Source organism: Leisingera sp. ABM4_101 (genome assembly GCF_056158725.1).
This window is the reverse complement of sequence record NZ_JBSWTV010000002.1, coordinates 1,509,761-1,522,389: the sequence shown is the minus strand read 5'-3', so window position 1 is coordinate 1,522,389 and position 12,629 is coordinate 1,509,761. Positions and strand designations below refer to the sequence as shown.

General features: G+C 63.7%; 11 protein-coding genes. 4 read left to right on the top strand and 7 right to left on the bottom strand.

The window, feature by feature from the left end; genetic code table 11:
* The first annotated feature begins 5 nt into the window (after nt 1-5).
* The 3 genes from nadA to nadC are packed head-to-tail and all read left to right on the top strand — an operon-like array spanning nt 6 to nt 3,469.
* Nucleotides 6-1,058, top strand: a complete 1,053-nt coding sequence (gene nadA, locus ACXAEK_RS08450) for a quinolinate synthase NadA (RefSeq protein ID WP_475041160.1) — start codon at nt 6-8, stop codon at nt 1,056-1,058.
* Between the two features lie 3 nt (nt 1,059-1,061).
* Complete coding sequence (locus ACXAEK_RS08445) at nt 1,062-2,618, top strand: L-aspartate oxidase (RefSeq protein ID WP_475041158.1); 1,557 nt, start codon at nt 1,062-1,064, stop codon at nt 2,616-2,618.
* Nucleotides 2,615-3,469, top strand: coding sequence for a carboxylating nicotinate-nucleotide diphosphorylase (nadC, locus tag ACXAEK_RS08440; protein ID WP_475041156.1), 855 nt, complete (start codon nt 2,615-2,617; stop codon nt 3,467-3,469). Before ACXAEK_RS08445 ends, nadC begins: the two co-directional genes overlap by 4 nt.
* Nucleotides 3,470-3,489: 20 nt before the next feature.
* On the opposite strand, the gene ACXAEK_RS08435 is transcribed toward nadC, so the two are convergent.
* From ACXAEK_RS08435 to ACXAEK_RS08420, 4 genes are all read right to left on the bottom strand, one after another.
* Nucleotides 3,490-4,959: a hypothetical protein gene (locus ACXAEK_RS08435; RefSeq protein WP_475041154.1), complete on the bottom strand. Its 1,470-nt coding sequence runs from the start codon at nt 4,957-4,959 to the stop codon at nt 3,490-3,492.
* An 80-nt stretch (nt 4,960-5,039) separates the two neighbouring features.
* Nucleotides 5,040-5,420, bottom strand: coding sequence for a GtrA family protein (locus ACXAEK_RS08430; protein WP_475045222.1), 381 nt, complete (start codon nt 5,418-5,420; stop codon nt 5,040-5,042).
* A 2-nt stretch (nt 5,421-5,422) separates the two neighbouring features.
* On the bottom strand, nt 5,423-6,406 hold the full coding sequence (locus tag ACXAEK_RS08425; RefSeq protein WP_475041152.1) for a glycosyltransferase family 2 protein: 984 nt from the start codon (nt 6,404-6,406) through the stop codon (nt 5,423-5,425).
* 202 nt (nt 6,407-6,608) lie between these two features.
* Nucleotides 6,609-8,594, bottom strand: a complete 1,986-nt coding sequence (locus tag ACXAEK_RS08420) for a CocE/NonD family hydrolase (RefSeq protein WP_475041150.1) — start codon at nt 8,592-8,594, stop codon at nt 6,609-6,611.
* Nucleotides 8,595-8,739: 145 nt separating this feature from the next.
* Here ACXAEK_RS08420 and ACXAEK_RS08415 point away from each other — a divergent pair, with 145 nt between their 5' ends.
* The gene (locus ACXAEK_RS08415) at nt 8,740-9,525 is read left to right on the top strand and encodes a helix-turn-helix transcriptional regulator (RefSeq protein WP_475041148.1); all 786 of its coding nucleotides are present in this window, start codon (nt 8,740-8,742) and stop codon (nt 9,523-9,525) included.
* Between the two features lie 22 nt (nt 9,526-9,547).
* Here ACXAEK_RS08415 and ACXAEK_RS08410 read toward each other — a convergent pair whose 3' ends face one another.
* The 3 genes from ACXAEK_RS08410 to ACXAEK_RS08400 all read right to left on the bottom strand — a co-directional run bounded on the left by ACXAEK_RS08410 (nt 9,548) and on the right by ACXAEK_RS08400 (nt 12,617).
* Nucleotides 9,548-10,651 (bottom strand): CaiB/BaiF CoA transferase family protein, encoded by a 1,104-nt coding sequence (locus ACXAEK_RS08410; RefSeq protein WP_475041146.1) that lies wholly within the window; start codon nt 10,649-10,651, stop codon nt 9,548-9,550.
* Nucleotides 10,652-10,842: 191 nt separating this feature from the next.
* Nucleotides 10,843-12,396 carry a polyamine aminopropyltransferase gene (locus tag ACXAEK_RS08405; protein ID WP_475041144.1) on the bottom strand — a complete coding sequence of 518 codons (1,554 nt, stop codon included), beginning with the start codon at nt 12,394-12,396 and terminating at the stop codon, nt 10,843-10,845.
* Nucleotides 12,393-12,617, bottom strand: a complete 225-nt coding sequence (locus ACXAEK_RS08400) for a DUF350 domain-containing protein (protein WP_475041143.1) — start codon at nt 12,615-12,617, stop codon at nt 12,393-12,395. The genes ACXAEK_RS08405 and ACXAEK_RS08400 overlap by 4 nt, the downstream gene beginning before the upstream one ends.
* Nucleotides 12,618-12,629: the final 12 nt, after the last annotated feature.

The following is a 12,629-nucleotide window of genomic DNA, read 5'->3' as shown; positions in this document are numbered from 1 at the left end:
ATGCCATGTTCGACCTGCAATCCATGCGGGATCAGCTCGCCACCCACTATGATTTGGCGCCGAATCCGGCTTTGGCCGAGAAGATGGCAGACGTCTATGCGCGGATGGACCGCGTCGTGACCCCCGTCGAATGGGTCACCCATGCGCCTTATGTTGCGGCGATTCTGGAGCTGAAGAAGCAGCGCAACGCGGTGATTCTGGCGCATAATTACATGACGCCCGAAATCTACCACGGCATCTCGGATGTGGTCGGCGACAGCCTGCAGCTGGCGATTGAAGCAACCAAGGTCGAGGCCGATGTGATCGTGCAATGCGGCGTGCATTTCATGGCCGAAACCTCCAAGATCCTGAGCCCGGACAAAACCGTGCTGATCCCCGACATGGAGGCAGGCTGCTCGCTGGCGGAATCGATCACTGCCGAAGGTGTCGAGGAAATGCGCCGCCGCTACCCGGGCGCGCCGGTGGTCACCTATGTGAACACCACCGCTGAAGTGAAGGCCGCGTCCGACATCTGCTGCACCTCCTCCAACGCAGCCCAGATCGTGGCAGCAATGGAAGAAGACACCATCATCATGACCCCGGACCAGTATCTGGCGCAGAACATCGCCAATCTGGTGCCGGAAAAGAACATCGTGTGGTGGGAGGGCTCCTGCATCGTGCATGAGCAGTACACCGCGCAGGACCTGCGCGACTTCCGCGAGTGGAACCCGGGCACCCGGCTGATCGCCCACCCGGAATGCCCGCCGGATGTGGTCGCCGAGGCGGATTTCTCTGGATCCACCAGCGGCATCGTCAACTATGTGACCAAGGAAAAGCCCGAAAAGGCCCTCCTGATCACCGAATGCTCGATGGCCTCGAACATTGCCGACCAGCTGCCTGAGGTGGACTTCGTCGGCCCCTGCAACATGTGCCCCTACATGAAGAAGATCACCCTGGAGAAGATCCTGTGGTCGCTGCACACCATGTCCGAGCCGGTCGAGGTTGACCCGGAGGTTGCGGACAAGGCCCGCGTCGCGGTGCAGCGGATGATCGACCTCAGCCAGAAACTGGGCATCTGATCCGTGATCGAAACCGGCCGTATCGTCATTGCCGGGGCAGGCCTTGGCGCGCTTTACGCGGCGCTTGAGCTGGCACCGCGGCCGGTTCTGGTGATCTCCCCCGAGCCCTTGGGCGAAGGCGCCAGCTCTGCTTGGGCGCAGGGCGGCGTGGCTGCGGCCATGGCCGCCCATGACACGCCCGAGGCACATGCGGACGACACCCTGCTGGCCGGCGCCGGCACCGTCGACCCCGAAGTTGCCGCCATGGTCACACGGGTTGCGCGCGAGCACATCATCGACCTCACTGAGCTCGGCACACCCTTCGACCGCGACGCTGACGGCAACTACGTGATGAGCCGCGAGGCTGCCCATTCCGCCGCCCGCGTGGTGCGGGTGAAGGGCGATCAGGCCGGCGACCAGATCATGCAGACTCTGATCGCCGCAGTGCGCGCAGCGCCATCCGTGCAAGTGCTGGAAAACACCCAAGCCGTGCGGCTGGAAACAGACGGCGGGACCGTCACCGGCATCTGGATCACCCGCGCCGATGCGCCCTCCGCCCCGGTGCTGATCAACTGTCCCGGCGTGCTCTTGGCGGGCGGCGGCTCTGGCGGACTTTACGCCCACACCACCAACCCGCCCCGTATCCGCGGCCAGGTGATCGGCTTCGCCGCCCGCGCCGGCGCCCGCATTGCCGACCCGGAATTCGTACAGTTCCACCCCACCGCCTTTGACATTGGCGAGGACCCCTCCCCGCTGGCCACCGAAGCCCTGCGCGGCGAAGGCGCGGTGCTGATCAATGCCGATGGCGACCGCTTCATGCTGGCAGCACACCCGGACGCCGAGCTTGCCCCGCGCGACATCGTCGCCCGCGCGATCTTTGCCGAGACCCAAGGCAGCCGCCGCCCGATGCTCGACACCCGCGCGGCCCTGGGCGCCGAAGTGCTGAGCCGCTTCCCCACCGTCGCTGAAACCTGCGCCCGTGCCGGCATCGACCCGGTGCAGCAGCCCATCCCAGTGGCCGTCGCCGCCCACTACCACATGGGCGGGGTTGAAGCAGACATGCAGGGCCGCACAAGCCTGGCAAACCTCTGGGTCTGCGGCGAGGCTTCCTCCACCGGCCTGCACGGCGCCAACCGGCTTGCTTCCAACGGCCTGCTGGAAGCGCTGGTCTACGCCCGCAATGCAGCTCAGGATATCGGCAGCCTGGCCCTCGCCCAAGATGCCGCCGAGGTCAGTCCGGCCTTTCCGGATGGCGGCTTGGCACTGGACCCGGCAGCAGTGAAATCCCTGCGCGAGGCCATGACCGCCCACGCAGGTGTCCGCCGCACTGCCGCTGGCCTGAAACAGGCGCTCGCCGCCATCGACCGGCTTGAAGCTGAACAGGCGGCAGATGAGAATTTCGCCAACATGTGCGCCACCGCCACACTGATCGCCGCCGCAGCGCTCAAGCGCGAGGAAAGCCGCGGCGGCCATTTCCGCGACGACTTCCCCGAGGCCGACCCCGCGCAAGCGCACCGCACCCGCATCACCCTGGACGAGGCCCTGGCCATCCGCGCCAAGGCCGCAAAGGAGCTGACATGAGCACCCAATTCGCCACCCTGCCCGACCTGATCCTGGAACCGATGGTACGTGCTGCCCTGATGGAGGACCTGGGCCAGAACGGCGACATCACCACCCGCGCGGTGATCCCGGCCTCAGCTGCATACTCCGCCCGGCTGAATGCCCGCGAGGATGGCGTGGTCTCCGGCATGCAAATCGCCCGCATCGCCTTTCTCCTGGTTGATGCCGGGCTGAAGGTCGAGACCCTGCTGCCCGACGGCAGCCCTTGCAGGAAGGGCGACACGCTGATGACCATCGAAGGCTCCGCTGCCTCGATCCTGTCGGGGGAGCGCGTGGCGCTGAACTTCGCCGGCCGCCTAACCGGCATCGCCACTCTGACTGCCGCCTTTGCCGCGGAAACCAAGGGCACTGCCACCCGCATCACCTGCACCCGCAAGACCACACCGGGCCTGCGTATTTCCGAAAAACAGGCGGTGCTGCACGGCGGCGGCTTCAACCACCGCTTTGGGCTGTCGGACGCGATCCTGATCAAGGACAACCACATCGCCGCCGCAGGCGGCGTCGCGGCAGTGCTGGAGGCCGCCAAAGCCTCTGTCAGCCACATGATGAAGGTGGAGATAGAGGTCGATACCCTGGACCAGCTGGCCGAGGTCATCGCCACCGGCGGCGCCGACGTGGTGCTGCTCGACAACATGGACACTCCAACCCTGGTCAAGGCGGTGGATATGGCAAAGGGCCATGTGGTGACCGAAGCCTCCGGCAACATGCGGCTGGAGCGCATCGCCGAAGTGGCCGCCACCGGAGTGGATTACATTTCCTCCGGCGCGCTGACCCATTCGGCGCGCACCCTGGACCTGGGGCTTGATTTCTAAGTCAGCCCCGCCCGGTTTCCTTATTCGGATTGGCGCCGCTTGCGGGCGGCCTCCAGCTTGCCTTCGCGCAGCGCTTCAGGCGACAGCACCAGCACGGAACCACCGTCAATTTGGCGCACTTCAAAGCCCCGCCCCTCCTGCAAGCCAGCCCGCAGTTCCTCCGGCAGCGCGGCACAGTCTTCGGGCCGGGTTTCGCACATCACCACATCCCTCCCGGTCAGGTAATTCAGCCGGAACTCCACTGACTGATCCTTTTGCAGGTCCGACTTTCTGACCGCCTCCAAGGACAAATAGGTGCCGGTGATATAAATTGGCCCCTGACCCCCTGTCAGCTCTGCCGCCATGTGTTTGCTCAGCCGGTTCCATTCCGTGAAGAAGTAATTGGTCATCCCTGCAAAGGCCACGTACAAAGCGGCTATGAAAAACAGCAAGTTCCGGCTCATCCGCGCCCGCCCGCTATGCTGCAGCTGCAGCAGGAACAAGCCCAGGAAAACCGCACCATAGGCCCACAGGAAACCGCCTGACCGTACCGGCATGTCAATGCCGCTGCGGATCACTTGCACGCAAATCAACGCCAGCCCCAGCCCGGCGCCGGACAGCAGATACAGTGCCCGCCATTTATCCCGGCGCAGCAGGGTCCAGACAGCACCCGCCAGCAGGACGAACTGGAACAGGGCAATAGCCGGAAAACTGAAACCGCCTTTCATCACCACCCGCTGCAGGAAATCCGCAGCCAGTTTTGCATTCTCAAACGCCGACGCCAGATCCGTTGCCGGGCTGGGGTTGCGCCATTCGGCCATCGGCACCCCGAAAACCCCGTGCTCGGCGTAGTTCAGCGAATAGATTGCCAGCATACCCAGCGCGAAACTGGCGATGAACAGTGCCACCAGGCCGGCCAGATCCCTGGCCGAGCGCTCCGTTCCGGCGCGGCTCAGGCACAGCGCCAGGATTAAAAACGGATAAGTCGTGTAAGACATAAGTGAAGCTGGAACAAAAACGAGCATCAGCCAGCGGCTGGCCGCCTCGCTCAGCCGTGTGGTGAGCAAGGCGTATAGCGCCAGAATTGCCAGCCCCGGAATCAGCGTATTAAACCACATCGAGATCAGCACCCAGGGCAGGCAGAGACCGGCAATCAGCGCCAGCATCACCTGCTGCCAGATGGCTGCCTCGCGCCCCAGCGCATTATGCACCAGGCAGCCAAGATAGATTGCCCAGCACAGCTGATAGACCGCAAAATTGACCCAGGCCGGTGTCACAATCCCGCGCAAGTGCCACAGATAGTTGACCCAGCGCCCTTCGTTCAAGGTTTTGGAATAGAACAGCGAAGGATCCGCCAGCAGCGCGGGATAATCGTCATGGCGCACCATCGGGTCCGGCAGCTGGAACACCGCTGTCAGCATCAGCGCGGCAAAGACCGCACCGATCACTTGCCACAGCCGGGCGAAGCTGCCGGCCTGCGCAACCGCGCTGCTGGTGATTGTCATTGCCATGTCAAACCCTCCTGCACCGGACCGGCCAGAGCTGATGCCTGCGGCTGGATGGGCTGGAAACCCTCCGTGCCGCGCCCGCATCAAGCAGCCGCGGCATAGACCCAAACTCGAAAAACGATGTAGTTCTGCACCGGCAGCCACAGGGTGACGACGGCCGCAGCCAGCCAGTCCGGCCAACCCAGTCCTGGGCCAAGAACTGCCGTAATCAATGCGGACACTGCAAAACCTGCAGCAATAGTGCAGGCAAAGCGCACCATCTGGTCGGGCAGGCCAAGCGGCCGGCGGAAGGTCCACCAGGTCTGCAGCACATATTGCACCGTCACCGCAAAGCCAAAGGCCGCTGCATTGGCCAGCCCCTGCTCCAAACCCGCCGTTAGAAACAGCAGGTAGCCGAAAAAGTATAGTCCCGCGACCAGCGTGCCAACGATGCAGAACCGGATGATCTGCCCCCAGTCCCGCATTGTCACGACGCCTCTTTGCGCAGCGGCTCAGGCACCGCAACGGGCTCCGGCTCCGGCTGCTCAGCCTTTCCTCCGGTTTCCTCTGACAGGAAATACATCGGCCGCTGCTTGCTCTCCATGTAAAGCCGTCCGATGTACTCTCCCATGATCCCTAGCGTCAGCAGCTGAATGCCCGAGAAGAAGGAAATCGCCAGCAGCATCGACGCCCAGCCCGGCGCGGTGCTGTGTAAAAACAGCGACAGGAATACATAGACCGCCATCAGGAAGGTCACATAGAGACTGAGGAACGCCAGCCGGGTCGCCATTTTCAGCGGTTTGGTGGAAAACCCGGTCAGTGCATCGGTGGCAAAGCGCAGCATCGCCCGGAACGGGTATTTGGTGACACCCGCCACCCGGGCATCGCGCACGTATTCCAACCCGATCTGCTTGAAGCCGGCCCAGGCAAACATGCCGCGGATAAAGCGCGCGCGCTCCGGCATTGCCAGCACAGCATCCAGCGAGCGGCGGCTGACCAGGCGGAAATCGCCGGTGTCCTTGGGGATATCCACATCCGACAGGGTGTTGAGGAAACGGTAGAACCCATAGGCCGTGATCTTTTTGAACAGAGTCTCACCCTGACGTTCCGCCCTGCGCCCGTAAACCACGTCATAGCCGCGGTCCATCATCATCATCATGTCGGGCAGGATTTCCGGCGGGTCCTGCAGGTCGGCGTCCAGCATAAAGATGCGCGCGCCGCGCGCTGCCTCCAGCCCGGCAGTCAGCGCCACCTGATGGCCGCGGTTGGCCGACAGACGGATACCCCGCACAACTGGATATTTGGCATGGGCTGCCTCAATCGCAGCCCAGGTTTCGTCGCTGGAGCCATCATCCGCCAAGATGATCTCGGCGTCCTGCGCCCATGGTTCAATCGCCTGCACAAGCCGCTCCACCAGCATGGGGACCAACTCTTCTTCGTTGTAGCAGGGCACAACAACGGAAAGCTGCACTTTCTCGCCCTCGATACTATTTGTTAACTGCTCATTAACCAGGATACTGGCCGATCCGGCACGACCAAGGCAACGGCAGCACGCTGAGAGCTGAATTTGCAATCAAATGGTTAAGGCCCTGTGTGCTTTGAGTAACGCACTATGTCAAAACCAAGGCAAATGCGGACGAATTGCCGAAAATCCGCCCGCCTCCCGCCCCGGGTTACAGCACGCCGCGGGGAATCGTCTCGCTCCACTCCTTGGTCAGCACAACTTCTTTGTTTGCCCCTTCATAGGCCGTCACCCGGCGCCACAGGTAAAAGTTCCCGCGGTCGCAGGTCACCTTGTTCTCGGTGTCGATGGCAACTTGCCAGCCGCCGCGCTCGAACTCGAACTTCCAGTCGCTGGCAAAGGCGGCGGTGGCAGGGTCGTCGGGGTGCACCTCGTAATGCATGGTCACATGGCTGCCCACACACATGCCGTGATAGGGGTCCACCGACTTGCCGTAATCATCCATGGTATCCAGCACCAGCGCACCATCCTCGCGAGTCCAAGTATTTGATGTGCCGCCCGCCGCGCGCAGCTGTTCCGCCTGCAGCACCGGGTACTCCCGCGGCGCGCCCGGCTGTTGCGGGTCGATCTCTTCGGACACACGGCGTTCCGGCAGCACCAGCTGGCATCCTTCCAGATGCAGCGTCACCTCTGCCGCCTCCGGCGCGGGCCAGACAATCGGCCAGTAAGACGTCGACAATGCCAGCCGCAGCACATGGCCCGGTTTCAGATGATGGGCGCATTCATTCAGCTCGATCTCGGCCTCATAACGTTCGCCGGACACCAGCTTTTCCGGTGCCTCAAAGCCATCACGGCACGTCAGGTTCAACGGCCGGAAACTGATCCGCTGCGATACACCTTCTGGCGAGACATCGCACAGCCGCGCAACCAGCTGCGCCACCGGCTTGTCGACGCTGAACGCAACTTTCACCCGTGGTCGGCCCAGTAGTTCCAGCGGCTCTGCCAAAGGCGCGGTGTCGAAACAGGCCGACAGTTTGTCATCCTCCGCCTGGTCCCCCGCCAGCTCATTGTCAAACCGCATGCCGGGGCAGAAGTAGCCGCCCGCCTGCCCCACGGTTGCCGGACTGCAGACTGCAACAGTACCGCTTGCCGCCGCCTCTGCCAGAACGCCCGCGCCCAGATGCATCACCCGCTCCTGCACATTGGGTGACGGCCACGCGGCCTCTGCCACCCAGCGCCCCTGGCGCGGCTTGTTTTGCATGGTGGGGTTGAAATGCTCCTGCATGTAGACACGGTAGTCTGGCAAGTCCTCGGCGCCGGTCTCCTCCCCTTTCAGCCATTTTCCGAACCAGGCCAGCACCTCGCCATGGAAATCCGCCGGATCCAGCTTGGCGATATGGGCATAGCGGTGCTCCCATGGGCCGATCATCGCCTTGGCTGGCACAGTCAGATTTGCTGCCAGCGCAGGCGGCGCATTCACATAGGCATCGGCCCAGCCGGTGATCGCCAGCACCGGCGCCTGGATCGCGGACCAGTCCTCGCAGACCGAGCCGTGCTTCCACTGCCCGTCCCGCGTCTGATGCCGCAGCCAATCGGCGGGCATGAAGGGCATCTCCTCGATCCGCTTGATCCAATCCTCGCGCCAATCGCCCCGCAGTTCCGGGTCTGCGGGGCGCGACTGATAGGCGAACATCTGACTGCCCCAATTGGCATTGTCGCTCAGCAGGCAGCCGCCCATGTAGTGAATGTCATCGGCATAGCGGTCCACGGTCGACGCAACCGAGACCACTGCCTTCAAGGCCTCAGGACGGCGGAACGCCAGCTGCAGCCCGTTGAAGCCGCCCCAGCTGATGCCGATCATGCCAATGCTGCCGGTGCACCAGTCCTGCGCCGCGATCCATTCCAGCACCGCCTCACCGTCGCTCAACTCCTGTTCGGAGTATTCGTCATCAAACACCCCCTCGCTGTCGCCAGTCCCCGCAATATCCACCCGCACGCAAGCATAGCCTTCGGCAGCAAACACCGGATGCGTGGTCTCGTCGCGCGGCGCAGTACCGTCGCGCTTGCGGTAGGGCAGATATTCCAGGATCGCCGGGAACGGCCCCTCGCCCTCGGGCATCCACATCCGCGCCGACAGCTTGCGCCCGTCCGGCAGGGTGATCCAGGTGTTTTCAATGATGGTGAATGCGCCGGGCATCTGCTGTTCCTTATCTTGTAAATCCGGGCCGCGCCCCTTGGCCCCACCTTCCCCAAACTTGCCCCGCATGAAAAGGCAGCACTTGTCTGCGGGTGTAAGCGGATGTACGCAGTCTGGCAGCCAAACCGCGAAGAAGGCCGCGCCGATGCAAGATGATTTTGCCCGCAACCTGCGCAGGCTCTGCGCCGAGACTGGCAGCATTGCCCAGGTCTGCCGCGGCATCGGCATCAACCGCCAGCAGTTCAACCGCTACCTCAACGGCCACGGGCTGCCCTCCGCCCACAACCTGCGCCGCATCGCGCAGTTCTTCGGGCTGGAGGAAGAGCAGCTGTTCGCGCCGCACCAGGATTTCCGCGAGGCGCAAAGCACACTGCGCGCAGGCATCGCTGCGCCCGCGCAGCATTTCGGCGCCCAGTTTGCAGGCCAGGCCCGCCACATGCGGCGGTTCCTGGGCTTCTACCACGGCTATTACCGCACTCCGACCTGGCCCGGCCAGGTCATGCGCACCCTGATCCGCCTGCGCGAAGAGGATGGCCATGTGGTCACCGACACGTTTGAACGCGCCACCGCCAGCGACGGCAGTATCCGCCAGCGCGGCCGTTATCGCGGCATGGCGGTGTTTCACAACAACCGGATCTGCATGTACGAAAGCCCGCGCCGGTCGCATGGGTTCCTGTCGGAAACGGTGCTGATGCCCGCCCACCCGCAGCAGACGTCCTACCTGCAAGGGCTGGTGCTGGGGATCTCCGCCCGCGCCGACCAGCCGCCTTATGCCGCCCGCACCGTCTGGGTCCGGATCAGCGAACGGGTTTCAGCGCGCGAGGCGCTGACGGCGACAGGCGCCTGCCGCGAGGACAGCCAGCGCCTGGACCCCAAGGTGCGCCGCCTGCTGGGGCAAGAGATGCCGCTGAGTGTGGATGTGAACGTCTAGCTGCCGCCTTGCGGCCGAGCGGTCATTTCGGCAGCTTCGGCGCCGACTTCTCCAGTGCCAGCTCCGCTTCCGAAAACTTCCACGGCCCCCGCACGCCCGGCACGCCCTCGGGCTCGATCTGCATGCCCCGGTGTTGGATCTGCGGATCCTCAAAGGCCTGGCCGATGGTGTTGATCGGCCCTGCCGGCACTGTCGCGGCCTCCAGCGCTGCCAGCAGATCGCTTTGCGTCCACCCGGCCAGCACCTCCTCCAGGATCGCTGTCAGCGCCTTACGGTTTGCGACCCGCAGCTGGTTGGTCTGGAACCTTGCGTCCGCTTTGGCCTCTGCCAGCCGCAGCACATCGCACAGCCGCTGGAACTGCCCGTCATTGCCAACCGCCAGGATTACATGGCCATCGCTGACCGCCATCACCTGATAGGGCGCAATATTCGGATGGTCATTGCCCAACCGCACCGGACTGTCGCCGGTCGCCAGATAGTTCATCGCCTGGTTCGCCAAAAGCGCGGTGGCGCAATCCATCAGCGACATGTCCAGATGCTGACCGCGCCCCGTCGTGTGGCGCTGCTCCACCGCTGCCAGGATCCCGATCGTGCCATACAGCCCGGTGACAATATCAGTGATCGCAACACCGACCTTCTGCGGCTGGCCGTCCTGCGCGCCGGTGATCGACATCAGCCCCGACATGCCCTGCAGCAGAAAATCATATCCCGCCCGCGCCGCATAAGGCCCGTCCTGGCCAAAGCCGGTGACCGAGCAATAGATCAGCCGCGGGTTGATCTGCGAAAGGCTCTCGTAGTCCAGGCCGTATTTTCTGAGGCCGCCCACCTTGAAGTTCTCGATCAGGATGTCGGCGTCCTTGATCAGCTCAATCACCGCCTGCTTGCCTTCTTCGGTCCGGAAATCGGCGGTCACACAATCCTTGCCCCGGTTTGCGGCATAGTAGTAGGCGGCGGTCTTGTCACCGTCCCGCTCGATGAATGGGGGCCCCCATTTGCGGGTGTCGTCGCCGTCCGGGCTTTCGACCTTGACCACCTCGGCGCCCAGATCCGCCAGCGACTGGCCAATCCAGGGCCCCGCCAGGATGCGGGCAAGTTCGACCACTTTCAGGCCTGCTAGCGGGGTCATCGGCACTCCTCCCTGATGGCGCCAGTTTCTGTGCAGCTTATGCTTAGCCGTTACGGCACCCTGCCGCAAGATTTGATCAAATCCCAAAGGGTGCGCTGGGGAACGCCGGAATTCGGCACGAATTCCGGCCCGGAAAACGCGTGTTTTCCAAGCCGTTTTCCTTGCAGGAGAACGGCGTCCTGCGGCTCGGCTCATTCAAACCACTGGTCCCAGCCTGCTTGATAATACCCAGCCAGCACATGGGATTGCAGAGTATTGATTTCCGCCTCCACCGGCCCGGTATCTGCGCCAAAAACCTGTGCTGCCTGCCAGACCGCCTGGCTCAGAAACTTCAGCCCCTCCGGCAGCACCAGCGGGCGCGGCCGCAGAGCCTGCGGCGCTGCCATGACAAAGCCCCAATCGCCAAAACTGGGCAGGTAGGCGTGATACGGCGTCACCTGCAGACCCTCTCCCGGCGCAAAAGGGTTGCGTGCCGCCTCCAGCGTCTTCACCACCGACCAGAACGCCTGCCGGGCAAACAGCGGCGAGCCGGCCTGTGTTACCATCACCCCTTGCGCGCTGAGACGCTCCATAAGCGCACCATAAAACTGGCGGGTGTAAAGCTTGGACAGCGCCAAATTCTTGGGATCAGGCAAATCGGCAATGATCACATCAAAAACCTGATCCGAGCTGTCCGCGAATTGCCAGGCATCCATGTTGCGGACCGTCACACGTGAATCCCTCAGCGCCCCGCCATTCAGCGCCGACAACTGCGGATGATCCCGGAACAGCTCTGTCACCCGCGGATCCAGATCCACCAGTGTCACCCGCTCCAGCTCCGCCCAGCGCAGCACCTCGCGCACCGCCATACCGTCGCCGCCGCCGAGGATCAGCACCTCCTTGCGCCGCGGCGCCACAGCCATCGCCGGATGCACCAGGCTTTCGTGGTAGCGGTGCTCGTCCAGGGTGTCGAACTGGATCGAGTAATCCAGGAACAGCCGCACCCGGTCCCTGTACCGGGTCACGGTGATCTGCTGATAGGGCGTTGCCTCGCTGAGGATGATGTCATCCTCGAACAGATCCGCCTCAGCCACGGAAACCAGCCGTTCCGACTGCCACAGCCCCGCCAGCGTCGCGGCAAAGACCACGGCCCAGACCGCCGCCTGCCCGCGGCTGGCCGCCGAACGGAACACCCACAGCGACAGGCCCGCGACGCCGAGGTTCAGCGCCCCGAAACTCAGGCTCGCCGACATCAGCCCCAGCTGCGGGATGATCAGCAAGGGAAACGCCACCGAGGCCGCCAGCGCGCCGACATAGTCGACGCTCAGCACGTTCTCAAACCGGAACTCCGGCGCACCGATCTCCTTCAGCACCCGGGCGATCAGCGGGATCTCCATCCCCGACAGCACGCCCACCAGCACCAAGAGCCCGTACAAGGGCACCGAGACGCTTTCCAGCCAAGCATAGGAAAAGAAGATCGCAGGCGCCATGAACCCGCCGGCAACACCGAGACAGATCTGCGCCCAGATAAAGCCGCTCATCGCGCCGCCCACGAACCGCGACAGCCAGGCCCCCAGCCCCATAGCCGACAGGAACACCCCGATCACCAGCGAGAACTGGCGCACGGAATCCCCCAGCAAGTAGCTGGACAGCGTCGCCGCGATCAGCTCATAGATCAGCCCGGAGACCGCCACCAGAAATGTCGCGGCCAGCAGCCAGAACTCACGCAGCCGCACGCCCCCCGGATCAGGGGCAGGCGCCGTCATGACAGAATGACGGCTGCGATGATGACCGAGATGGACAGGAACAGAAACCCGATCAGCACCGCCAAAGCGATGTTCTGGTCCTTCTCGATCTCGCGCACGATGGAAAAGGGCGTCATCCAGTCGATCACCTTCCAGACCGCCCCCATCAGCGCCACGCCGACAAAGGTATAGAACACAGTGCTGATCAGCTCAGCGGCTTGGATGGCAGAGAAATACTCCATGGGGTCCCCCGG